At 57.3% G+C, this 23,858-nt stretch carries 20 protein-coding genes and 1 pseudogene; 11 read left to right on the top strand and 10 right to left on the bottom strand.

Annotation, left to right across the window (positions count from 1 at the left end; genetic code table 11):
* Positions 1 to 187: 187 nt before the first annotated feature.
* Entirely contained in the window at positions 188 to 1,213 is a 1,026-nt protein-coding gene (gene nusA, locus DXZ77_RS02245; RefSeq protein ID WP_115029618.1) for a transcription termination factor NusA, read from the bottom strand.
* Complete coding sequence (rimP, locus tag DXZ77_RS02240; RefSeq protein WP_115029617.1) at positions 1,213 to 1,806, bottom strand: ribosome maturation factor RimP; 594 nt, start codon at positions 1,804 to 1,806, stop codon at positions 1,213 to 1,215. Before rimP ends, nusA begins: the two co-directional genes overlap by 1 nt.
* A gap of 197 nt (positions 1,807 to 2,003) precedes the next feature.
* On the opposite strand from rimP, the gene DXZ77_RS02235 reads away from it, so the two are divergent.
* The 9 genes from DXZ77_RS02235 (at position 2,004) to argR (ending at position 11,831) form a co-directional block, all read left to right on the top strand.
* Positions 2,004 to 2,966 (top strand): hypothetical protein, encoded by a 963-nt coding sequence (locus tag DXZ77_RS02235; protein ID WP_147279162.1) that lies wholly within the window; start codon positions 2,004 to 2,006, stop codon positions 2,964 to 2,966.
* 181 nt (positions 2,967 to 3,147) lie between these two features.
* Positions 3,148 to 3,645, top strand: coding sequence for a thiol peroxidase (gene tpx / locus DXZ77_RS02230; protein WP_115029615.1), 498 nt, complete (start codon positions 3,148 to 3,150; stop codon positions 3,643 to 3,645).
* A 122-nt stretch (positions 3,646 to 3,767) separates the two neighbouring features.
* A complete protein-coding gene (locus DXZ77_RS02225) occupies positions 3,768 to 5,549 on the top strand; it encodes a thioredoxin domain-containing protein (protein ID WP_115029614.1) in 1,782 nt (593 codons plus the stop codon).
* Between the two features lie 389 nt (positions 5,550 to 5,938).
* Positions 5,939 to 6,274: an arginine repressor gene (locus tag DXZ77_RS02220; RefSeq protein ID WP_115029613.1), complete on the top strand. Its 336-nt coding sequence runs from the start codon at positions 5,939 to 5,941 to the stop codon at positions 6,272 to 6,274.
* 194 nt (positions 6,275 to 6,468) lie between these two features.
* Entirely contained in the window at positions 6,469 to 7,920 is a 1,452-nt protein-coding gene (gene arcD, locus DXZ77_RS02215; protein ID WP_220181580.1) for an arginine-ornithine antiporter, read from the top strand.
* Positions 7,921 to 7,969: 49 nt separating this feature from the next.
* A complete protein-coding gene (locus tag DXZ77_RS02210) occupies positions 7,970 to 9,214 on the top strand; it encodes an arginine deiminase (RefSeq protein WP_115029611.1) in 1,245 nt (414 codons plus the stop codon).
* Between the two features lie 49 nt (positions 9,215 to 9,263).
* Positions 9,264 to 10,280: an ornithine carbamoyltransferase gene (gene argF, locus DXZ77_RS02205; RefSeq protein WP_115029610.1), complete on the top strand. Its 1,017-nt coding sequence runs from the start codon at positions 9,264 to 9,266 to the stop codon at positions 10,278 to 10,280.
* A complete protein-coding gene (gene arcC, locus DXZ77_RS02200; RefSeq protein WP_115029609.1) occupies positions 10,280 to 11,206 on the top strand; it encodes a carbamate kinase in 927 nt (308 codons plus the stop codon). The genes argF and arcC overlap by 1 nt, the downstream gene beginning before the upstream one ends.
* A gap of 10 nt (positions 11,207 to 11,216) precedes the next feature.
* Complete coding sequence (argR, locus tag DXZ77_RS02195) at positions 11,217 to 11,831, top strand: arginine repressor (RefSeq protein WP_258553082.1); 615 nt, start codon at positions 11,217 to 11,219, stop codon at positions 11,829 to 11,831.
* 5 nt (positions 11,832 to 11,836) lie between these two features.
* Here argR and DXZ77_RS02190 read toward each other — a convergent pair.
* Positions 11,837 to 12,312: pseudogene (locus DXZ77_RS02190) on the bottom strand (1-acyl-sn-glycerol-3-phosphate acyltransferase).
* Positions 12,313 to 12,566: 254 nt separating this feature from the next.
* Between DXZ77_RS02190 and DXZ77_RS02180 the strand changes: the two are divergent.
* Positions 12,567 to 13,412, top strand: a complete 846-nt coding sequence (locus DXZ77_RS02180; RefSeq protein ID WP_115029606.1) for a VOC family protein — start codon at positions 12,567 to 12,569, stop codon at positions 13,410 to 13,412.
* A gap of 80 nt (positions 13,413 to 13,492) precedes the next feature.
* On the opposite strand, the gene DXZ77_RS02175 is transcribed toward DXZ77_RS02180, so the two are convergent.
* From DXZ77_RS02175 to DXZ77_RS02150, 6 genes are all read right to left on the bottom strand, one after another.
* Positions 13,493 to 14,362: a ribonuclease HI family protein gene (locus DXZ77_RS02175; RefSeq protein WP_258553081.1), complete on the bottom strand. Its 870-nt coding sequence runs from the start codon at positions 14,360 to 14,362 to the stop codon at positions 13,493 to 13,495.
* Positions 14,363 to 14,446: 84 nt separating this feature from the next.
* Positions 14,447 to 16,234 (bottom strand): proline--tRNA ligase, encoded by a 1,788-nt coding sequence (locus DXZ77_RS02170; RefSeq protein WP_115029604.1) that lies wholly within the window; start codon positions 16,232 to 16,234, stop codon positions 14,447 to 14,449.
* A gap of 145 nt (positions 16,235 to 16,379) precedes the next feature.
* On the bottom strand, positions 16,380 to 17,228 hold the full coding sequence (locus DXZ77_RS02165; protein WP_115029603.1) for a GNAT family N-acetyltransferase: 849 nt from the start codon (positions 17,226 to 17,228) through the stop codon (positions 16,380 to 16,382).
* Positions 17,229 to 17,279: 51 nt separating this feature from the next.
* Positions 17,280 to 18,089: a TSUP family transporter gene (locus DXZ77_RS02160; protein ID WP_258553080.1), complete on the bottom strand. Its 810-nt coding sequence runs from the start codon at positions 18,087 to 18,089 to the stop codon at positions 17,280 to 17,282.
* 60 nt (positions 18,090 to 18,149) lie between these two features.
* Positions 18,150 to 19,319, bottom strand: a complete 1,170-nt coding sequence (ispG, locus tag DXZ77_RS02155; protein ID WP_115032423.1) for a flavodoxin-dependent (E)-4-hydroxy-3-methylbut-2-enyl-diphosphate synthase — start codon at positions 19,317 to 19,319, stop codon at positions 18,150 to 18,152.
* A gap of 155 nt (positions 19,320 to 19,474) precedes the next feature.
* The gene (locus tag DXZ77_RS02150) at positions 19,475 to 21,547 is read right to left on the bottom strand and encodes an MDR family MFS transporter (RefSeq protein WP_115029601.1); all 2,073 of its coding nucleotides are present in this window, start codon (positions 21,545 to 21,547) and stop codon (positions 19,475 to 19,477) included.
* Between the two features lie 192 nt (positions 21,548 to 21,739).
* Between DXZ77_RS02150 and DXZ77_RS02145 the strand changes: the two genes are divergently transcribed.
* Positions 21,740 to 22,486: a TetR/AcrR family transcriptional regulator gene (locus DXZ77_RS02145; protein ID WP_181815994.1), complete on the top strand. Its 747-nt coding sequence runs from the start codon at positions 21,740 to 21,742 to the stop codon at positions 22,484 to 22,486.
* Here the strand turns inward: DXZ77_RS02145 and DXZ77_RS02140 are convergent.
* The gene (locus tag DXZ77_RS02140; RefSeq protein WP_115029597.1) at positions 22,428 to 23,855 is read right to left on the bottom strand and encodes a M50 family metallopeptidase; all 1,428 of its coding nucleotides are present in this window, start codon (positions 23,853 to 23,855) and stop codon (positions 22,428 to 22,430) included. The genes DXZ77_RS02145 and DXZ77_RS02140 overlap by 59 nt on opposite strands.
* Between the last annotated feature and the right edge of the window lie 3 nt (positions 23,856 to 23,858).

The raw sequence follows: 23,858 nt of genomic DNA, 5'->3' as shown, positions 1-23,858 counted from the left end.
ACGCACCGCCCAGTTGCTGCGCCTCCACCAGGAGACCAGAGACATCGGAGCCCCAGGTGAAGGGAAAAACCAATTAGTTGGCCATGAACAACTCGGCATCAACCTGTACATCTTAACGCGCTGTCCCCTCTTTGACACATGCGCAGGCTGTGGCTCATGCCCACACGGGTATAAGCCACAGCCACTTTTACTCCCCGTCCGGGGTAGCCACAGACATACTCTGCGGCGTCTCCGGAGAAGTATCCGGACGAATATCAATTCGCCACCCAGTGAGCTTGGCCGCCAAACGGGCATTCTGTCCTTCTTTACCAATAGCCAAAGACAATTGATAATCCGGCACTAACACACGAGCAGCATGCGCACGCGGATCTACGATCTCGACCGACGTCACCCGAGAAGGCGAAAGAGCAGCAGCAACAAACTCAGCCGGATCCTCTGAGAAATCGACAATGTCGATCTTTTCTCCGCCCAACTCATTCATCACCGCACGCACACGCGCACCCATCGGGCCAATACATGCGCCCTTAGCGTTTACATCACGCGACTTAGACCACACAGCCATTTTGGTGCGATGCCCCGCCTCACGCGCCAACGCTGCAATTTGCACCGTGCCGTCACCAATCTCTGGCACCTCCAACGCAAACAATTTCCGCACCAAGTTCGGGTGTGTCCGCGACAAGCCAATCTGCGCACCTTTAGGGCCGCGCTTAACGCTCACCACATAACACTTGATCCGATCACCATGCCGATAACGTTCACCCGGAACCTGCTCAGCTGCAGGAAGCATTCCTTCAACCGTCCCGAAATCCACCAGAACATTTCGGCCCTGACTCTGCTGAACAACCCCCGTAATGATGTCGCCCTCACGACCACGGAAATCACCCAGAACCGCATCATCCTCAATGTCACGCAAACGCTGCATGATGACCTGACGAGCCGTTGAGGCCGCAACCCGACCAAAATCATCCGGCGTGTCATCAAACTCCGGCCCCGGTTCACCACGGCTGCCATCTTCCAAAATCGGAGCCTCTTCACGCGCCCACACCACCACGTGACCCGACTTGCGATTCAGCTCAATCCGCGCATTCCGATACGAACCATCCGTACGGTGATACGCCAACAACAGCGCCTGCTCAATGGCAGGAATAAGGACGTCCATCGAGACGTCCCTCTCCCGCTCCAACAAACGCAGAGCAGCAAGATCGATGTCCATCAGTTGTCCTCCTCATGGCTCGCGAAGTCGATCTCGACATTCGCGTGGGTAATGGATGCAAGCGGCACGAGCACATCGGCAACCGGCTTGGGCTTGGCACCCGGGCTCGAACGAATCGGGTCAGGAGCGATTTCCAACGCCTCCCGAGTGACACTCAACAGCCGACCAGTCGCCTCGACCACGCCAGCGGCATCAACAGAAAGACCAGCAGGAACCTCCACCCCCGCAGCAGCAAACCTCACCCGCAATTTACGCCCCACATTGCGACGAAACTGATCAAAACGCTCCAGCCGTCGACCAACCCCTGGAGAAGTAACCTCCAACGTATAGGGCATCTCACCCATAACATTGACCTCATCCAACGCAGCCGCGAAATCCCGCGTCACCTCCGCCACCGCGTCCATATCCACGCTTTCCACCCGCGAAGTGGCGTCATCAGCCTTAAGACCACTGATATCCGTGTCAACCACCACAGCCAACACACGACGGCGACCAGCAGGTGTCAATGTCACCGCCTCAACGGTCAAGCCATGCGGTTGCGCACACCGGCTAGCAAGCTCAGTCAATGTAGCGATCCGATCGGTGTCAGTCATTACGCACCCCACGCTTATCCGATTGTGGTGATCCTATTGTGGTCAGAAAAAACGCCGCAGTAACCGCTAAAAAACGCGAAAACCCAGCCTTACAACCAAGCCAACGCTCCAACTTCAGCCAGCACAACAACGCCAACGCCCGGACCACTGTACCGGGCATCAGGGACGCGACCTATCTAGATGCCATGATCGTGCACGTGTCTGACCAAGCAACCCACCCGCACAACACCGCTCTCACCCGCCGAAACTTCCTCCGCACCACAGCAACAGCCGCACTCACACTTACCGGAACGTTCGCCCTCAGCAGCTGCGGCCTGCGCTGGGAAGCCGATGCTGGGGACCTACCTTTCCTCCCCCACGAAAGACACCCCACCACCGAACTACTCACCACCGAACTACAACACGTCACCACCGCATACCACGCCTGCATAACCGCCGGAGCCACCCCCCTAGTCACTCTCCACGAAAAACAGCTCCACGCGCTACGCGCCAGACTCACCAGCCTGCACGCCACACCCCAGACACCCCCACCACCACCCCAACCCTCCACTAACCCCACCCCCCAAGACCGCGCCACCGCAGCCCAAGCCCAACTCAACGGCCTTAACAACACCCCCAACAACACCACCACCTGGTCAACCGCCGCCCCACCGGACCTCCTCCTCATCGGGTCCATCCACACCGCCCGCGGCACCTTCGCCCGCCTCCTACACAACAAACCCGAAACCACCCACCCCACAGACGGGTTCACCCACCTACCCACCAACACTGCACAGACGATCTATCAACACGCACACGCCACCCGCTACACCCTCGAAATCGTCGCAGCCCGCACCAGCGACAAAACCCGAACCACCGCAAACGCCACGCTCACCACCATCAACCAACTCATCCATGACCTCACCCACGCCGCCAATATCGCTCCCACCCAAGCACCCCCCTTGGGATACCCCCACAGCCAACCCACCACGCCAACACAACTCAGCCACACCGCCACCACTGCACTACACACCCTCACAGACACACTCATAGCCGCCCTCCCCACCGCAGCCAAAACTAGTACCACCTGCTATAACGCCACCCGACGACGCGCCACTGCCATCGAAACTCACGCCACCGAATGGGGCTCACAAGCCCGCCCCCTACCCGGAATCGCCTAAAAACGCCCCCTGACCCACAACAACACACGAATACAGGCAAGCAACGACACGAGCAGCCCCGAATAACAACGCTCTACTCACAACTCTCGCCCTGACCTACCAGACATGTCACCGCAACCTCCAGCAAACACACAGCAGAACAATCTGTCGCATCACATCCGGGTCTGTTAGAAACGTGCCTATGGCACAGATCACCCTCGGCGGTAGCCCCATCAACTCCATTGGTTCCCTACCCACCAACGGCACCCAAGCCCCAGCATTCACCCTCACCGCAGCCGACCTGTCTGACATTAACCTCGACACATTCAAAGGTCGTCGCATCGTCCTGAACATCTTCCCCAGCATCGACACCGACGTCTGCGCCGCATCGGTACGCCAGTTCAACGAAAAAGCCGCCTCACTCGACAACACCACAGTCCTAGCCATCTCTATGGACCTGCCCTTCGCCTTGAAACGCTTCTGCGGCGCTGAAGGCATCGACAACGTCGCCTCCGCCTCAGCCTTCCGCTCCACCTTTGGCCAGGACTACGGAGTCACCCTCACTGACGGCCCCCTCGCAGGACTACTCTCCCGGGCCATCGTGGTCATCGACACCGACGGCACCATCATCCACACCGAACAGGTCCCCGAAATCGGGCAAGAGCCAAACTACGAAGCAACCCTTAAAGCTCTCGCCTGACCTAAAACACCAACATCCAGTGGGGGTGGGGGGAGCACACACATGCTTACCCCCCACCCCCGCTGACACATCCACCCGACCCAGCATCGCGCCCGACGCGCCACCTCACCTACCGTGTAGGCATGCCAAACCGCCTCACCGACGCCCTTTCCCCATATCTACGCCAGCACGCCGACAACCCCGTTGACTGGTGGCCATGGTGTCCTGAAGCATTCGAAGAAGCGCGCAAACGCGACCTGCCCGTCCTGCTATCCGTTGGATATGCCTCCTGCCACTGGTGCCACGTCATGGCCCACGAATCGTTCGAAGACCCCCAAATCGCAGGGGTAATGAACACTGCGTTCATCAACATCAAAGTCGACCGCGAAGAGCTCCCCTGCGTCGACTCTGTCTACATGACAGCAACCCAAGCACTCACCGGCCGTGGAGGCTGGCCCATGACCGTTGTCATGACTGCCGACGGCGAACCGTTCTACGCCGGAACTTACTTCCCCAAACAACAATTCCTCACCCTGCTCACCCAACTCGCTGAAGCTTGGGCGGGCAGCCGTGAAGAAGTTAACGCCAGTGCCTCACGCATCACCACCGCCCTGCGCGAATACCAAGGCTCCATCCCCACCGCTTCGGGCATCGACGCACCTACCCTCCACGAACAACTCGCCGCCGCCGAAGAAGCCATCGCAGACGAAATTGACTGGGAAAAAGGCGGCTTTGCAGGAGCACCAAAATTCCCACCATCGATGATCCTCGACTGGCTACTACGCCATCACGACCGTACCGGCACACCCCGTGCCCTCCACGCCATCGAAGTCACCACCGAAGCCATGGCGCGCGGCGGCATATTTGACCAACTCGCCGGAGGATTCTCCCGCTACTCCGTTGACGAAGACTGGGCCGTACCTCACTTCGAAAAAATGCTGTACGACAACGCCCAACTCCTGAGCGTCTACGCACGCCTAGCAGAAAAAACACGCTCACCACTTGCCACCCGCATCACCACCGCCACCGCCGAGTTCATGCTCAATGAGCTACGCAACGCCCAAGGCGCTTTCGTTTCCTCCCTCGATGCCGACACCACCTTGCCCGGAGGAGGCACCTTCGAAGGATTCACGTATATCTGGACACCAGCCGCCCTTAACGCCGTACTCGATGACGATGGTCACCGCGCCGCGGAACTCCTTTCCGTCACTGAAAAAGGCACTTTTGAAAACGGCACCTCCACCCTCCAACTCCACAACGACCCTGACGACACCACCTGGTGGGAACAAACCCGGCAACGTCTCCTTCAAGCCCGCCGGCTACGCCCACAACCCGCCCGCGACGACAAAGTCATTGCTTCCTGGAACGGTCTAGCCATCACTGGACTAGTCGACGCAGCACGCGCCCTGCAACGTCCCGACCTCATCACCGCCGCCGAACGCGCCGCAGAAGCCATACTCACCACACACATCGAAGGACTAGACCATCCCGTACGAGTAAGCCTCGACGGCAACCGTAGCGACGCACCTGCCACCAGCGACGACCTGGGCAACCTCGCCGCCGGACTGCTGCATCTGTATTCAGCAACACAAGAACAGCGATGGGCCGACGCCGCACGCCTCCTGCTCGACGAAGCGCTCGCCCACTACAGCGACGGACACGGAGGTTTTGTTGATATTCCTGACCACTGTCCCCAACTCGTCATCACCCCCCAAACCAGCGGTGACAACGCCGAACCTTGCGGACAGTCAGCACTAGCCGGAGCTTTAGTTACGTACGGAACGCAATTCAACGAACCCACCTACCGAGAAGCCGGAATTGCGGCAGTCGCGGCAGGACTCAACCTCGCTGAAACCCAACCCAGATTCGCTGGCCACTACCTCGCCGTAGCCGAAGAAATCCACCGAGATCACAGCAACGCCTAGTCACCACCCCTCACACAATGTGTGCGTGGCGGTAACCAACAACGCATTGGTTACCGCCACGCACACATTTCACTACCAATAAACCTTGGTGTATCTAAACCGCACACCCCTCATCCCCCACCACACCAGAGAAGAGTTTAAAACTATTCATCCATATGATGAATTAGCCGAATAAAACGCAGCTAAATCCCCCCCCCCGTAAGATAAACAAAATACTCCCCTAAATGAGGGAAAACCAAGACTGTTGACAATAAAATGTCGAAAATCACATTTACACCGCTCTTTGCCCTCTCCCCCCTTCACCACCTCGAGAGATACCCAGTCAAGAGGACTAGCCTGACCACGCTTTCCACGCATCCATAAAGCAACACAACCGGAGCACTCAGACCATGGACGATGACACGACCAGTCTCCCAAGCCCAGGTACACGCTGGACCCGCCACGGCATTGACCCCACCGAACCATTACGGAAACAAGGACTCTGGTCCTCGTTCCAGGTTATTAACCACCGCATCCTCATCCGTACCGTTGCCGGAGGGGCTAGCTACGTAGCGCGCGCCGTCGATCGCGCCAACTTCCCTGGGACTCTTGGCACTATCGCCGGAAACGACTCCGTCCTCCTCATCTGCAACGACCCCTCCACAGCCCAACAACTCATCGAACCACTCAGCGACCTACTAGGCCCCAAAATCAGTGTGAACACTCCTGAAACAACAGGAATATAAATACCCGCCAGTGATCCACTGACCCACAGGAGGGCGCAAAACAACTGAAAACCACATCTATACGCATGTATATTTTCATATGTATACAGGGGATCGGTAATAGATTTACCCCCTAATTACCTATTCAAATCCACAAAAAACCCACTATGTTTACGAAGTCACCCCACTTCGGACCCCACGAAGGAGTGGTCCCCGTGTCCACACAAACAGACGACACCAACAACACAGAACCCACCAGTATTAAACCGGGCACAATCTCCGTAACCGCCCTGACTGCACTCGTCATCGGCTCGATGATCGGCGGCGGAATCTTCTCCCTCCCCTCCCAAATGGCCAGCGCCGCCGCCCCCGGCCCCCTCATCATCGGCTGGATCATCACCGGCTTCGGCATGCTCATGCTCGCAATGGTCTTCCAACGCCTAGCCATCTCCCGCCCAGAGATCGACGCAGGCGTCTACGGATACGCAAAAGCCGGATTCGGTAACTACACCGGCTTCTCATCCGCCTGGGGATACTGGCTCTCCGCCTGGATGGGCAACGTCGGCTACATGGTCCTACTCATGTCAGCTCTGGGTGTCTTCTTCCCCGGATTCGGCGACGGCAACACCCCCCAAGCCATCGCAGTAGCCTCCATCCTCGTCTGGGTCTACCACTTCCTCCTCCTACGAGGAATGCGCGAAGCGGCCTTCATCAACCTCGTCGTAACCATCGCGAAAATCCTGCCCCTGCTCGTCTTCATCATCATCGCAGTCATCTCATTCGACGCAGGCATCTTCTCCGCAGACTTCTGGGGAACCGCCGACACCAACCTCGGCTCCACCCTCGACCAGGTCAAAAGCATGATGCTCGTCACCGTATGGGTCTTCATCGGCGTCGAAGGCGCATCAATCTTCTCCGAACGCGCACGCACCCGCGCTGACGTCGGCAAAGCCACCATCATCGGCTTCGTCTCCGTCTTAGCACTACTGCTATTCGTCAACATCCTCAGCTACGGCATCGTCCCCCGCGCCGAACTAGCCAACCTCGCCAACCCATCCCTGGGCGGAGTACTCACCGCAGCAGTCGGCCCCTGGGGCGCCAAAATCATCGCCTTCGGACTAGCTATTTCCCTCATCGGTGCACTCCTGTCCTGGTCCCTCATGTGCGCCGAAATCCTCCGCGCCCCCGCCCTGGACAACACCTTCCCCGCCTGGTTCGGCAAAGCAAACAACAACGGCACCCCCGCCGGCGCCATGTGGCTCACCAGCATCTGCGTCCAGCTCATGCTCATCTGGACCCTGTTCAACTCATCCACCTACACCCAACTGGTTGTCCTAGCCTCAGCACTCATCCTCCTGCCCTACCTCTTCTCCGCAGCCTTCCAACTACTCGAAGCTTTCCGCGCCAAAGAAAGCCGCTCCACCGCAGCCATCCTGGTCGGCTTCCTAGGAACTATCTACGCCTTCTGGCTCCTCTACGCAGCCGGCCTGACCTACCTGCTCTATGTAGGCCTCTTCTACCTCATCGGCACCCCGTTCTACGTCGTCGCACGTAAAAAATCCGGCCTCAAAGTGTTCGACAAGATCGACACCATCGTCTTCCTCTTCTTCCTCTTCACCTCCATATACGCGATCTGGGGCCTAAGCACCGGCCACCTATCGCTCTAAAACCCCGCCCACACCAGCCACACCCGTGACACGCACGAAAGGAAACGTCATGGCCGCAACCACCAAAGGCGTCTGGTCAGAAGCTGGAAAACTGCGCAGAGTCATGGTCTGCCCACCCGGACGCGCCCATGAACACCTCACCCCCACCAACTGTCACGGCCTACTCTTCGACGACGTCCTCAACGTCTCCCAAGCACAAAAACACCACGCACAATTCGTCTCACTCATGGAAGAACGAGACATCAAAGTCCTGAACTTCACCGAACTACTCGCCGACGTTCTCAACACGCCCAAACACCGCGCTTGGATCCTCGACCGACGCGTCACCCACCGCACCATGGGCTACGGAGTCTCCGAAGACCTGCGAGCCTGGATGGACGAACTACCTGCCAGCGAACTCGCCGACTACCTCGTCGGCGGCCTGGTCTCCGATGAAGTCCCCCAAGACCTCTTCGGCAGCGGCATCAAGCCATACCACGTCAACACCAACGAGCCCGAACTACTCATCGCTCCCCTACCCAACTCAATCTTCACCCGCGACAACTCCGCCTGGATCTACCAAGGCGTCTCCATCAACTCCATGTTCTGGGGCGCCCGCAGTTGGGAAAGCACCCTCGTCAAAGCCATCTACCAATTCCACCCCGAATTCAATTACGACTTCCCCATCTGGTTCGACGCATCCGAAGGCAACCAAGGACACTCCTTCATCGAAGGAGGAGACATCATGCCCATCGGAAACGGCATCGTCCTAGTAGGCATGGGCGAACGCTCCACCTATCAAGCAGTCTCCCGCCTGGCGAAAGGTCTCTTCGAGGGCGGCGGCGCCGAACGCGTCATCGCAGCACGCATGCCCCGCGACCGCGCCACCATGCATCTAGACACCATCTTCACCTTCTGCTCCCGCGAAGTCGTCAACGTCTACGAACCCGTCGTCGAACAACTCACCGCCTTCTCCCTGCGCCCCAGTGACACAGCACGAGGAGGCATCGAAGTCACCCACGACGAAGGCAACTGGATCGACGTCGTCAGCGACGCCCTCGGCACAAAGCTCCACCCCGTCTCCTCCTCCGCAGGCCGCCTCGGCTCCGAACGCGAACAGTGGGACGACGGAAATAACGTCGTCGCCCTCGACGACGGCGTCGTCGTGGCCTACGACCGCAACCACTCCATCAACGACAACCTCCGCAAAGCCGGCATCGAAGTCCTTGAAATCCCCGGCTACGAACTCGGACGCGGACGCGGCGGCGGCCACTGCATGACCTGCCCCATCGACCGCGACCCCATCAACTACTAACCACAACTCACCACTACACACACCCCCAAAACCACCGAAAGGACCCCCCATGGCAAAGCACGCCCTCCACGGACGCCACTTCCTCAAAGAGCTCGACTTCAGCCGCGACGAATGGCTCTCCCTGCTCACCCTCGCCGCCGAACTCAAAGCAGCCAAAAAAGAAAACCGCGAACAGCACTACCTCGCCAACAAAAACATCGCCCTCATCTTCGAAAAAACCTCCACCCGCACCCGTTGCTCCTTCGAAGTAGCCGCCCACGACCAAGGCGCAAACGTCACCTACCTCGACCCCAGCGGGTCCCAAATGGGCCACAAAGAATCCGTCGCCGACACCGCACGCGTTCTTGGCCGCTACTACGACGGCATCGAATTCCGCGGCAAGAAACAAGAACACGTCGAACAACTCGCAGAACTCTCTGGAGTCCCCGTCTGGAACGGCCTCACCGACGAATGGCATCCCACCCAGATGCTCGCCGACCAACTCACCATGCACGAACACTGTGGCAAAGACTACAAAGACATCACCTTCGCCTACGTCGGTGACACCCGCAACAACGTCGCCAACTCCCTCCTCATCGCCGGTGCCCTCATGGGCATGGACGTCCGCATGGTTGGCCCCAAAGAACTCGCCACCGAAGACTCCGTCCGCGAAGAAGCAGAACGCCTCGCCAAAGAAACCGGAGCCACCGTCACCATCACCGACAACCCCACCAAGGGCGTCGAAGGATGCGACTTCATCTACACCGACGTATGGGTCTCCATGGGTGAACCCAAAGAGGTTTGGGACTCACGCATCGCCCAACTCAAGCCCTACCAAGTCAACAAAGAACTCATGGCCGCCACCGGTAACCCCAACGTCAAATTCCTCCACTGCCTCCCCGCCTTCCACGACCGCAACACCACCGTCGGCGAAGACATCTACCAAAAGACCGGCATAGAGTCCCTCGAAGTCACCCACGACGTCTTCGAATCAGACGCCTCCGTCGTCTTCGACCAAGCAGAAAACCGCATGCACACCATCAAGGCAGTCATGGTTGCCACACTCGGAGAAGGAGAGGGACTCTAATGCGCATCGTCGCCGCCCTCGGAGGCAACGCCCTCATGCGACGAGGGCAATCCCCCGACGCCAAACCCCAAATCGAAAACGTCAAACACGCCGCAGCCGTACTAGCCACCCTCGCAGCTGAACACGAACTGGTCCTCACCCACGGCAACGGCCCCCAAATCGGTGTCCTCGCCCTCGAATCCATCCACGACGAGCGCCTCAACGACCCCTACCCCTTCGACACCCTCGGCGCCGAAACCCAAGGAATGATCGGGTACTGGATCCTCCAAGCACTCCAAAACGAACTACCAAACCACAAAATCTCCGCACTCATCACCCAGACCGAAGTCTGCGCCAACGACCCTGCCTTCAACAACCCAACCAAATTCGTCGGCGAAATGTACACCCAAGAAGAAGCCGAAAAACTCGCCACCACCTATGGGTGGACCGTCAAACCCGACGGCAACGGCTACCGCCGCGTCGTCCCCTCCCCCCAGCCCACCCGGTGCATCGAAATCGACACCATCCGCGCCCTTATCGACGCCGGAACCACCGTGGTATGCGCAGGTGGAGGCGGCATCCCCGTCATCCGTGACGAGAACAGCAAACTCACCGGAATCGAAGCAGTCATCGATAAAGACGCCACCGGACGCATGCTCGCCGAACATGTCAACGCCGACGCATTCCTCGTCCTCACTGACGTCCCCGCCGTCATGACCGACTTCAACACCCCACACCAAAAAGAAATCCACCGCTGCACTCCCCAAGACCTACGCAGCCTCAACATGCCTGCCGGCTCCATGGGACCCAAAGTCGACGCAGTCACCACGTTCGTCGAAAACACCGGAAAAATGGCCGCCATCGGACGCCTCGAAGACGCCGTAGCGATCATGGCCGGCACCGCCGGAACCATCATCACCCCCACCGGCGAATACCCCAACAACTAAACAACCAAAGGTGGGGCAGGTCACGCACACCACACATGACCTGCCCCACCACCCCCTACACACCTCCAAAGAAAGGCGCTACCAGATGGACATGGCCGCCCGAACCAAAGCGGCACGCCACCGACTCATCGCCCGCATCATCAGCGCCACCCATATCCACTCACAACGAGAACTCAGCAAATCCCTCGAAGCCCACGGCGTCATCGTCACCCAAGCCACCCTCTCGCGCGACCTCAAAGAAATGCGCGCCACCAAAATGCGCGCCGCCGGAGGAGCCCAGGTCTACGTCATCCCCGAAGCAGGCGCACCCGGACAAATGCGACTCGAAGACGGAAGTGGCCTCACCTCACGATTCACCCAACGACTCTGCAAACTCACAGCAGACCTCGTTGTCTCCATCGCCTACGCCCACACCGACGTCGTCCTGCAAACACCACCCGGCGCCGCACAACTACTCGCCTCAGCCATCGACGACGCAATGCTCCCAGGCGTCCTAGGCACAGTCGCCGGAGACGACACCATCCTCATCCCCGCCATCGACGAAGAATCAGCCGCCCGCATCGCACACCAATTCGTTCACCTTTCATCCGCCGAAGCTCCCAACAACGGACGCATAAACCACTAAACCCTTCACCCCTCACATAACCGCAAATCGCCCTCGACCTCATTACGCAACTTCACCCGCGACTCCTTACCTGCCCTCCACCCCGTCATCTCCTCATAAAAACTACGAATCCGATCCATATCCGCAGCCACATCCCCCGTCAGTTCAAACGTTGGGCCCAAACCACCTACTCGACGCCGCATATCCACAAAACCACACGTCACCGGAACACCAGCAGAACGCGCAATCCGGTAAAACCCACTCTTCCAAAACTCCGTCGCAGAGCGCGTTCCTTCCGGAGCAATCACCACGCACACGTTCGGGTCAGCCAACATCGCCGTGATCTCCTCGACTACCCCGATAGGCCGTTTCCGGTCGATCGGGATCCCCCCAACTTGCGAAACAACCAATCAAACGGCCCCACAAAAAACTTTTTCTCCACAATCGCCCGAACGTTATATCCCGTCGCCCAGGTAAACCCCAACAGCAAAACCGGATCCATATAGCTGGTGTGCGGAGCCACAATCACAAACGGACGATGCTTCCCCGGATCCTCATCAACCAAGCGAACCCTCGCCACCGCAAGAATCGCCCGGCCGAACAACACACGAACACGTAAAAACATGACGACACCCTAGGCGAAACACACCACGCCCAACCTCGCTCCTCCACCGCAACCACACCCTCAACTGCCACCGTGGAAGAAACAAATACCCATCACACTCCGCGAGCAAGGCACAACGAAGGGAATCTGAAATGAGCGCGCCCATCGCACACACCGACGGCAGCCCCATCTGGATGGACCTAGGAACCCACGACATCGACGCAGCCACTGCCTTCTACCACGCCATCTTTGGATGGAAATTCAGCAACACCGGTGACGACTTTGGTCAATACCGCATGATCCGCTCCAACAACGCAGCTATCGGCGGAGCCATGTCCACTCTTATCGGTCCAGAAGGCCCCCTGACCGAACCTCACTCCCCCACCGCATGGGGTATCTACCTCGCCACCACCGACATCGAAGCCACCCTTAGCCGTGCAGAACAGGCAGGCGCCACCATCGTCTTCCCCGCCATGCCAGTAGGCGAACTCGGCTCCATGGGGCTCATCAACGACCCAACAGGGGCCACCATCGGACTATGGGAACCAGGTAACTTCAATGGAATCGAAGCAACCGCGGCACCCAATGTGCCTGTCTGGTTCGAACTCGTCACCAACGAATTCGACACAGCCCTGAACTTTTACTCAACCGCCCTGGGCTGGACCCCACACTGGATGACAAGCGCTACAGGCAACAACAACATGCCCACATACACTCCCACTCCCCCCAAAAAAACCTCCATACGCTACGTAATTAACCACACCCCAGCAGGCCCCAGCGCAGGCATGTGCGAAGCCCCATGGCTCACCACCCCCATGTCTTCCTACTGGCGCATGTACGTCGGCGTCACCGACACCGACGCAACCATCACAGCTATCACCGAACAAGGCGGCACCCTACTCGATGGCCCCATCAACTCACCCTTCGGGCGCGTAGCCACAGTCACCGACCCTCAAGGGGCCGCTTTCCAGATCTGCTCTGTCCCGCCCAAAAATTAAACATCCACATACAGAATGCTCATTCTGAACAGCACACAGCTATAAAACTGGGAGTAGTGACTCACCCACCAGGTAGCTCACTACTCCCAGGTGCTTTGAGAAAAACGTTGCCGCCACCGACCCTCCACCCGTTGCCACAATGAAGAATGCAGCGAAGTACCACCATCGGTGCACCCCCGCCACCGCAACAGAACAACATCCAAAGACACACGCTCAGCCGCCAACAGCTCCAGATCAGTCCCTGCAGGAGCCAACCCAGGCACAGCTTCAGCTCTGGTAAGCACAGCCCCCGAAGACTCCACCCTCACCCACTGTGGATGTAACAAACGCTCCAGCATGCGGCTACTAGCCCGCACGTCATCTTCCAAGAGCGCCCGTTCTAGATCGACCACCACATCAATTTCGTCCTGCTCTACATCACCAAATAGCGTTCCTTGACCAGAAGCAGCGAAAGCAGGCTCGACACCCATTGAGGGCCCATCCAAACCGGGTCCAGGATCCGGCTCAGTGCCCTTCGAATAAGCAACTGCAGCGCCATTGGCCAAGCGGTCCGCAGCCTCGTTCAACTCATGCCCGGCATGACCTTTCACCCATTTAAACTCGACATCCCGCTGGATACCGCCGTTGAGCTCAGCGTCAATCCCCTGCATCAAATCAAGGTTGAGAACTGGTTGGCCGTTGCCTTTCTTCCATCCTTTGCGCTTCCATCCCGGCATCCATTTCGTGATCGAGTTGATGACGTACCGCGAATCGCAGTAAATCGTCAACGGCCCCGCTTCACGCGTCGCACGCAACAAATCGAGAACAGCCATGAGCTCACCCATGTTGTTCGTACCATGCGGCCATCCACCCGCAGCCCACCGATTGTCATCGATGTACCAGCCCCAACCTGCTGGGCCTGGGTTTCCAAGCGCAGAACCGTCAGCGGCTGCGATAAGTCGATCTGTCACGTGTTTGTTCCTTCTTATCCAAAGATGTGCCTCACCTGGCGGCACAGCACAAAGTGCGAGCGCCATACCGCCAGGTGCTCAACATCAACCGCTGATCTCAGACTTCACCTGCTGAACCAATTCAGCAAGCGGCACCTCTCGTCGCTCACCCGTGCGGCGATCTTTAATCTCAGCGACAGGAACATCTGCTGAAAGCCCCTTACCAAGCACCACAATCGTGGGCACACCGATCAGCTCAGCATCTTTGAACTTAACGCCAGGGCTCACCTTAGTCCGGTCGTCATACAAGACATCGATGCCAGCAGCAGAGAGGTCATCAACCACTTTCTGCGCGGTCTGGAAAATCGTTTCACCCTTACCCGTGGCAACAACATGTACATCCATGGGGGAAACATTGCGTGGCCATACCAGCCCCGCGTCATCAACGTTTGCCTCAGCCAAAGCAGCTACTGCTCGGGAAACTCCGATCCCGTAGGACCCCATCGTCACAGTCACAAGCTTGCCGTTCTCGTCGAGAACTTTAAGGCCAAGAGCCTCAGCATATTTGCGACCAAGCTGGAAGACATGCCCCATCTCAATACCCCGAGCAGCGCGCAGCAAACCAGCACCATCGGGGCTGGGGTCACCATCACGGATTTCACCAGCCTGGATGACACCATCCACGTCGAAATCACGACCAAGCACAAGGTCGATCACATGCGCACCAGCCACATTGGCACCTGTTGCCCAGGCGCTGCCCTGCGCAACAGAAGGGTCTACGCAGTAACGGATGTACTGAGGGTCCTCGGGATCCAAGCCCGAGTTGGGTCCCAAAGCAGTCGGACCGATGTACCCCTTAACCAAGGCAGGCCACGTAGCGAAATCCGCGTCGGTGAATGCCTCCACCTCAGCTGGAACAACCTGCGCTTCAAGACGTTTAGCATCGACTTGGCGGTCACCAGGCAGACCAATAACAAGCGGGCGACGAGTGCCGTCGGGGTACGCAAGCATGACGACAACGTTCTTCAACGTGTCAGCAGTACTCCACGCACGCCCATGATGCTCAGGAACAACCTGATCCAAAACATCAACAAGAGACTCAATAGTTGGGGCATCCGGAGTGTCAATCTGCTGCGCGGGCCCAGTGGCGGCCACAACATCAGCAGCAACTGCAGCGGCGCGAGGCACCTCGACTGCCTCTACGTTGGCTGCGTAACCGCTCTCGTCACACGTCACGAACGTGTCTTCGCCATTCTCAGAAACTGCGAGGAACTCTTCACTTGCAGAGCCACCCATCGCCCCAGAAGTGGCCTTCACGACGACGAATTCAAGTCCCAGCGCCTTGAAGATGCGAATGTACGCCTCACGATGGCGCTGATATGCGGCTTCGAGACCAGCGTCGTCAATATCAAACGAGTAAGAGTCCTTCATGAAGAACTCACGTCCACGCAACAAACCACCGCGCGGACGCGCTTCATCACGGTACTTGTTCTGGAATTGGTAGAGAGTGGCAGGAAGATCCTTGTACGAGTTGTACATGTCCTTAACGGCCAGGGTGAACATTTCCTCATGAGTAGGGCCAAGGAGCATATCGGCTCCCTTGCGATCTTTCACTCGGAAAAGATTTTCCCCGTATTCACTCCACCGATTCGTTGCCTCATAAGGCTCACGTGGCAACAAAGCAGGAAACAGCAGCTCCTGCCCACCAATCGCATTCATCTCAGTGCGTACGATCTGCTCAACTTTGCGAAGCACCCGTAGCCCCAGTGGCATCCACGAGTACACACCTGGCGCAGAGCGACGAACGTACCCAGCACGGACGAGTTTGCGATGCCCTGGCAACTCGGCGTCAGATGGGTCATCGCGGAGAGTCCGCAGGAAAAGATTTGACATGCGCGTAACGCTCACGTGGGCCTCACTGGCAAAGAAGACAACTGTGGTTGACAACTAGCTTAAGTGCTCGCCAGCCCAGAACAGCGCACAGCTACAGTCCACCAGGAGCTGCGCAGGAGGGCTCCATGCTCTCTCACCCCAAGAGTCACAGCAAAACGGTGGCGAATTCGCCCACTTCCTCGAATCCCACACGTCGATACGCAGCAACAGCTGGCACGTTGTAGTCATTGACGTACAACGTCACAACAGGTGCGACATGAGCACGGGCATACTCAACACACGCCGCGAGCGCCGGGACAGCTACCCCCTGGCCACGCCGGGTAGGCGTTACCCAGACACCTTGAAGCTGACATGCCCCTAAAGCCACCGAACCGAACTCCGCTTTAAAAATGACCTGACTATCTTCGATTGCGGCAAGGGTGTGGCCGCGTCTAATGAGGGCCAGATTAGCGCTTCGGTAAGAAAGACTTCCTGCGTAATCGCTGTAAGGGGCATATCCAATCTCTTCAATGAACATAGCCTCAGCAGCAGGAACGATGATGTCGAGTTCGTCAGGGTGAGCGACTCTCACATGTTTATCCGGAGTGGCAGTAAGAGCTTTTTCGGGACCAACTGCCATCAGACGCTGATGAAGTCGCTCTTCAATCGGTGGTCTCCAAAAAGCCTGGATTTGCGACCATAAAGCTGTGACGACATCTGCAGGACCAAAGATGGAGGAAAAGCGCTGTTGATGTCTACGCAAGCGCCCACCGAAGGCCACTGCACCCTCGATGGATCCTGCGCTCGGAACGATGTTGGCTGACATCCAGCAGACTGCTTCGATTCGCCCCTTTGGTGCATACACCAGAGCGTGTCCTTCGCCACGGGAAAGGTCGAGTTCTTGTAGCCGAGCAGCGAGATAAACATTCTCAACAGGATGTTTTGCTAGCAGTGCCAGGGCCTCGTCGATGTCACCGCGCCCAAGGCTTCGAACAGTGCGCGAGGTCCATAACATAGGCGTCATTATCCATGGCGGAGAGCGTTTTTCGCGACCGAAAAGTTACTGCTAGCCGTGAATAATTTTCATGACAAGAGTGGCAGACAAGACGGCAATAACAACAAGGAACACAACCCGCACGAAGCCCGAACCTCGAGCCACAGCTGTTCGAGCACCGACGTATCCACCAGCCGTATTGGCCGCAGCCATGACTAGGCCCAAAGACCACATAACGGCGCCTTGAGGAACAAAAACAACAAGTGCAGCAATGTTTGTGGCTACGTTAGCGATCTTCGCGTGAGCGCTGGCTCCTAGAAAGCTTTGTCCGGCGAAGGAAACAAGAGCGATAACGAAGAAAGATCCCGTCCCTGGGCCGAGCGCTCCGTCGTAGAAACCAACTGCGATGCCGATGCAAGCGAGAGTGACGATGTGACCGGTGTCTCCGCGCGGTGCAGGATCGCTTGTTCCGACATGAGGGCGCATCACTGTGTACGCCCCAACAACGGTGAGTGCGACCACGATGATGGGATCAAATGCGCTGCGGGGAATGGCTGCTGCTACTGCCGCGCCAGCGGCGGATCCTATGAGAGCTGTGGGTGCGAGCCAGGCACCGGTGCTGCGGTCGAGGCTAATGCGGCGTATGTATGTCGTGGCGCTGGCGAGTGTGCCGAACACCGAAGCAATTTTGTTCGTCGCGAGGATCTGTGCAGTTGCTGCGTGCGGGAGCAGGATCGACAACATCGGCAATTGAATGAGTCCACCGCCACCAACGACAGCATCTACCCAACCGGCAGCAAAGGATGCGACCAGTAGCAGCATGAGCGGCGCAGCTCCCAGAGAGCCAAGGTCGTTGAAAAGGCAGGGAGCGTCGGCAAGCACGCGCTGATGCTATCGCCGACGCTCCATCACCACTGGTAAACGCCTGTGTTCTGCTACAAGTTAGGAAACAGATACAACTGGGGTCCCCTCGACTCCTTCGCCCATCTCTGCGGCTATCCGGTTTGCTTCTTCGACGAGAGTTTCCACGATTTGATCTTCGGGCACAGTACGGATCACTTGTCCCCGCACAAAGATTTGGCCTTTGCCGTTGCCAGATGCCACTCCAAGGTCGGCTTCGCGTGCCTCGCCGGGACCATTAACGACACATCCCATGACGGCGACCCGCAGTGGCACGGTCATTCCTTCAAGAGCGTCGCTGACTGAGTTGGCCAACTCGTAGACATTTACTTGGGCACGGCCACAAGAGGGGCAGGAAACGATTTCGAGTTTGCGGGGTTTTAGTCCCAGGCTTTGCAGAATCTGGGTACCAACTTTGACTTCTTCGACCGGTGGAGCAGATAGGGAGACGCGGATGGTGTCGCCGATGCCTTGGGCTAGAAGGTGCCCAAAAGCGACCGAAGATTTGATTGTGCCTTGGAAGGCTGGACCTGCTTCGGTGACGCCAAGGTGCAGTGGCCAGTTACCGCGTTCGGCAAGCATTTCATAGGCGCGGATCATAGTGATGACGTCGTGGTGCTTCACAGAGATTTTGAAATCATGAAAGTCATGCTCCTCAAAGAGCGCTGCTTCCATAACGGCTGACTCGACGAGCGCCTCAGCGGTTGGTGCACCGTACTTAGCGTAGAGGCGTTTATCGAGAGATCCAGCGTTGACGCCAATGCGGATGGAGGTACCGTGTTCCTTCGCTGCCTGGGCGATCTCTTTTACTTTGTCATCGAACTTCTTGATGTTGCCTGGGTTGACGCGCACTGCGCCGCAACCAGCTTTAATCGCGGCGAAGACATATTTGGGTTGGAAGTGGATGTCTGCGATCACCGGGATGTTTGACTTGGCCGCGATGATGGGGAGAGCCTCGGCATCTTTGTCTGTTGGGCAGGCAACACGGACGATGTCACATCCAGCCGCGGTGAGTTCGGCGATTTGTTGCAAAGTGGCGCCGATATCATGAGTTTTGGTGGTTGTCATCGTTTGTACGCTGACGGGAGCATCGCCACCGACTCCCACGGTCCCAACCTCAATTTTACGGGAGTTCCGACGCGGGTTGAGCAGCGCGACAGATGGCTCCGGCGTGCGAGGAGCAGGTGATGGGATTCCGAGATTGACGCTCATAAGCGCCAGTATGGCGCACCGGTTGATCCACGGCATCACCTGCTCGTACTAGACGGCAGCCCCTCCAGACACATTCAACTCTGCCGTAGCGGTGAAAAGACTGGAGGGGCTGACCCATTCGAGCGGGCTCCGCTCTTTGCTTGTCATGAGGCTCGTTATGCCTTGTCGGCGAGATCTGCCCGGGATAGATCGACGAGAAGAGCAGCATTCACCGTATCGACAGCTTTTCTTAGCTTGCGCATATCCACACCTTCAGCTCCTTCAGGGCAGGGAACAGCAGGTGGCTCTGTCTGTTTGTCCGCCACACGAGCTTCCACACGAGCAGCAGCTAGAGCAATCTCGGCGCTCAGTTCTTCGCCAAGCAGCCCGTTCGGTCGAGATAAGAGTTTCGATAGTTCGACTGCGGATGGCTCATTTCGCATGATTTCGGCACTGTCTTCACTAACCAACATGATTGCTGCTGATTCAAGAAGCATCTTGCCTCGCGTGAAGTCTCCGCTCCCAACTTGCTCTACTGCACAGCGGAGGAATTCGCGATCGGATCGTTCTGCTTCAGTGATAAGGAGACCAATCTTCAGCCCGAGGACTCGCTCATAGGTGCGTTCACTAGCAGTGGGAGTGCGTGGTGAGGCAACACCACCTTCAGCGGTTTGGCTCATGGTGTCGAGCATGTCGCGTGCAACTTCAGTGCCGGCGTGGTTGTTAGTCCGCAGCGGCACCACTTTGATGAATGCGGCGGCGAGGAGAGCGAGGACGACGAGTGGAATCCCGGTAGTGAACACATCATGGATTGCGTCTGCTACTCCATAGCGGACTGCATTAGCAACTACGGGAGGCAGCTTAGCCAGGGTTGATGGGTCGAGGACGGATCCTGCATTGAGGTGCCCTCCTGGCATGTGGGCCGCATTACCAGGCATGCGAGCTGCGATTGCTGGCCCCATGTGGGTGGTAAGAACCGTACCGAATACGGCTATTCCGATCGTTCCACCTGTACTGCGGAAAAATTGTGTTGTAGCGGTTGCTACTCCGAGGTCTCGGCGTTGAACAACGTTTTGCACGATAAGGGTGAACATTTGCATGCACGACCCCAAGCCGACACCAAACACAACGGTAGAAAACGCGAGTTGGAAATGTGAAGAATCTGGCGTGAGCTTTGTCAATAACCAAATTCCCACACCCATAAGAGCAATCCCGATCAACGTGATCGCTTTGTATTTACCTGTTCGAGTAACGATTCCGCCAACAATAACCGAAATGATCACCATTGCGAGACTCATTGGGACCAGCACGGCACCCGACTGTCCAGCACTCATGCCCAGGACACCCTGAGCGAAAACCGGCACATAGATGAGGATGCCGAACATGAGCATCGACACAGTCAAGTTGGCAATATTAGAGAGAGTAAAAATAGAGCTTTTGAAAAGTCGCAGTGGAATAACCGGTTCTTCAGCTTTCTTCTCTACTGCAACAAATATCGCAAGGGATATACCACCGAAAACAAAAAGCCCAATAATTTGCGCTGAACCCCAAGGCCAAGCCGTGCCGCCAAGGCTTGTGGCTGCAAGTAGAGCAACAAGACCAACAGTAAGCGTCCCGAATCCAGCATAGTCAATCTTCGCCTCAATACGCTTCTGCTCAGGCTCAAAGAAACGCGCGATAAACCAAAAAGCGACTACTCCAAGAGGAAGAGGAATATAGAAAAGCCACCTCCATCCAACATGATCGGTAATATATCCACCAGCAAGGGGGCCAGCAATGGACGTAAATCCAAAAATTGCCCCCATTATCCCTTGATACTTACCACGATACCGGGGGGGAATAATATCCCCAACGATCGTCTGAGCCAGAGGCATAAGCGCCCCCATACCAAGACCTTGGACCGCTCGCGTGAAAACAAGGAACCAAAAATTTGTCGCAACTCCGGATAGGACAGAACCGAGCATGAAGACAGCCAGACCGGCGAGAAAGAAACGGCGACGCCCATAAATGTCAGATAACTTTCCAACAATCGGCACAGAGACAGCAGTAACCAGCATGGCCGTAGTAGCAAGCCAACTGTAGTACTCCATGCCGCCCAATTCAGCGACAATTCGCGGAATAGCGGGCCCGACAATCGTCTGACTAATCGACGAGACAAGCATTCCTAGCAGCAAGCCGACAAAGACTCTTCTGCCTGCGGGATCAAGACGAAAATCGCTTGATGATGGGGTGGTAACACTGGCTGACATATGGGAACTTTCTGACTAGGGCGCCTTTCCTCGAACCTCTCCAATGAGGCGTCAGGATCTGCGATGCGGCGTATTGCACAGTGAAATCAGCACTAACGGACATCGTCAGCACCAACGGGCCCTCACATGACGCACACCTACAGCATATGTGCACGTCTGCAAAATTTCACTAATGCTACGTATACTACGAATATGGACGCCACAACCAACCCCACGCATCACCTCACCCCATCCCATCGGTCCATCACCCCAGAAACCGAAGGACTCCGAGAACGCAAAAAACGCGAAACACGCGCGCGAATACACCGCAGCGCCATCGAACTCGCTCACCAGCACGGCCTCGAATCCCTCACTATCGAAGCCATCGCAGCCCAAGCTGACGTCTCCCCCCGCACTCTCTTTAACTACTACCGCTCGAAAGAAGCAGCCATCCTCGGCATTTCTTCCGATATCACTGAACGCATAATCACAGCTCTCCAGCAGCAGCCAGTCACCTATCCCCCCCTCACCGCACTCCGCAACGCCCTACGCCCCCTCATCGACATTCCCCATCTCGACGACGAATTCCACACAAAACGCCGCCGCATACTCACGCAATACCCCGAACTTGCAACCACCAGCATGAACCTGGTCGTCGAAACCGAAAAAGCTCTCACCCAAGCTCTCATCCCCCGCCTGGCGCACAGCGAAAAAGACAGCTCCGAGGTCGAAATCCACATGCGCGCAGCCCTACTCGCTATCACTGCAGTTGGCGTCACCCGTGCCACCTGGGTAACACGCGCACACCATGACCTTTCCCTGCAAAGCGCTATCGACACCTTCGAACGCGGCTTCGACTCACTGCGCAGTGGCCTAGACACCACCACCAAAAACACAGAAGCTACAACCGAACCGGAGCCACCACATCCGCATACACAAGCAACGCCCCCATCCCAATAAACAACAACGTCACTGCATACGCCAACGGCATAGCCCTGGCAACGTCAACATATCCAGGGTCAGGTCGACGACGCACTCGCGCCACCACCTTCGTGATCCCCTCCCACAGCGCTCCCACCATGTGCCCACCATCCAGTGGCAACAACGGAATCATGTTGAAAACAAACAACGCAATGTTCAAACTCGCCACCAGCATCCACATCGCCGCCCACATCGCTCCCGGATCAGACAACCACGCCACCCGACCATCAGCTACCTCACCGGCAATACGCCCAACACCCACCACACTCATCGGGCTATTAGCATCCCGCTCAGCACCGGAAAAAGCTGCCTGCCACACACCAAACAACTTGGCTGGCAATACCGCAACTACCCTCACCGTCTGCACCACTGCATCGGATAGGAACCCGGGAACCGCCGTAAGCGGCTGCGGAACGAATGCGCTGACAGGTGTGCTTGTCATACCCATGTATCCAGCTTTCTCAGTCAAGGGCGCCCCGTGAGCATCAACAATCACCCGCCCCTGATCATCAACTCGCGGCATCTGTACCGCGATCGGAGTGACTTTGAGCGTCACTGGCTGACCGCCACGCTCCACCACCACATCCACAGTGCGTCCAGCAGCAGGACGCACAGCGGTAGCCACATCCACAGTGCCTCTCACCTGGTGGCCATCAATCGATACAAACTGGTCACCAGGACGAAGACCTGCTGCTGCCGCAGGTGAAGGCGTATCTGCCGCGGTACACGGCTTCGTCGCATCTTGGGCTCCTGCGCCCACCACCGGTCGCACACACTGAGCCACGGAAACAACCTTGGCACCTACTGACTCAGCAATACCGTGTGTAGTAAACACTCCTGCCATCACCACCCCGGCAATGACCAGATTCATCATCGGGCCACCGAACATGACGGTCAGCTTTTTGGGAACCGACAGCTTATAGAAAACCCTGTTCTCTTCACCGGGACGAATTTCAGCCAACGACGCTTCACGAGCCTGCGCAACCATCCCTGACCATGGCCACACACGCCCGCTACGAGTGCGGCCTGACTGCTCATCAGCAGCCAAAGCGTTCTCGCTACGCTCAGAAACATTCAGACCCTCTGCACGATCACGAACGCGCTCCTGCTCTGCCCGCGAAGGTGGGTACATACCGATCATCCGCACATACCCACCTAGTGGTATGGCTTTGACCCCATACGTGGTCTCTCCCCACTGGCGAGACCACAAAGTTGGCCCAAACCCAATCATGTACTCACGGCACGCAACACCGAACTTCTTCGCCGGCGCCAGGTGTCCAATCTCGTGCAACGCAATCGACACTGCAATCGCAAAAGCCATGAACAGCACACCAAAAACAAACATCATGGC

It is taken from the genome of Dermatophilus congolensis (genome assembly GCF_900447215.1).
GTDB lineage: Bacteria > Actinomycetota > Actinomycetes > Actinomycetales > Dermatophilaceae > Dermatophilus > Dermatophilus congolensis_A.
The sequence above is the reverse complement of the archived record's forward strand: the minus strand, read 5'-3'. Positions and strand labels throughout refer to the sequence as shown.

Excerpts from the sequence above, each read along its gene's own strand:
- tpx (WP_115029615.1), top strand. The coding sequence starts at position 3,148 with ATGGCACAGATCACCCTCGGCGGTAGCCCCATCAACTCCATTGGTTCC.
- argF (WP_115029610.1), top strand. The coding sequence starts at position 9,264 with ATGGCAAAGCACGCCCTCCACGGACGCCACTTCCTCAAAGAGCTCGAC.
- DXZ77_RS02145 (WP_181815994.1), top strand. The coding sequence starts at position 21,740 with ATGGACGCCACAACCAACCCCACGCATCACCTCACCCCATCCCATCGG.
- nusA (WP_115029618.1), bottom strand. The coding sequence starts at position 1,213 with ATGGACATCGATCTTGCTGCTCTGCGTTTGTTGGAGCGGGAGAGGGAC.
- ispG (WP_115032423.1), bottom strand. The coding sequence starts at position 19,319 with ATGAGCGTCAATCTCGGAATCCCATCACCTGCTCCTCGCACGCCGGAG.
- DXZ77_RS02210 (WP_115029611.1), top strand. The coding sequence starts at position 7,970 with ATGGCCGCAACCACCAAAGGCGTCTGGTCAGAAGCTGGAAAACTGCGC.
- DXZ77_RS02140 (WP_115029597.1), bottom strand. The coding sequence starts at position 23,855 with ATGATGTTTGTTTTTGGTGTGCTGTTCATGGCTTTTGCGATTGCAGTG.
- rimP (WP_115029617.1), bottom strand. The coding sequence starts at position 1,806 with ATGACTGACACCGATCGGATCGCTACATTGACTGAGCTTGCTAGCCGG.
- DXZ77_RS02180 (WP_115029606.1), top strand. The coding sequence starts at position 12,567 with ATGAGCGCGCCCATCGCACACACCGACGGCAGCCCCATCTGGATGGAC.
- DXZ77_RS02165 (WP_115029603.1), bottom strand. The coding sequence starts at position 17,228 with ATGTTATGGACCTCGCGCACTGTTCGAAGCCTTGGGCGCGGTGACATC.
- DXZ77_RS02220 (WP_115029613.1), top strand. The coding sequence starts at position 5,939 with ATGGACGATGACACGACCAGTCTCCCAAGCCCAGGTACACGCTGGACC.
- DXZ77_RS02225 (WP_115029614.1), top strand. The coding sequence starts at position 3,768 with ATGCCAAACCGCCTCACCGACGCCCTTTCCCCATATCTACGCCAGCAC.
- arcC (WP_115029609.1), top strand. The coding sequence starts at position 10,280 with ATGCGCATCGTCGCCGCCCTCGGAGGCAACGCCCTCATGCGACGAGGG.
- DXZ77_RS02170 (WP_115029604.1), bottom strand. The coding sequence starts at position 16,234 with ATGTCAAATCTTTTCCTGCGGACTCTCCGCGATGACCCATCTGACGCC.
- DXZ77_RS02150 (WP_115029601.1), bottom strand. The coding sequence starts at position 21,547 with ATGTCAGCCAGTGTTACCACCCCATCATCAAGCGATTTTCGTCTTGAT.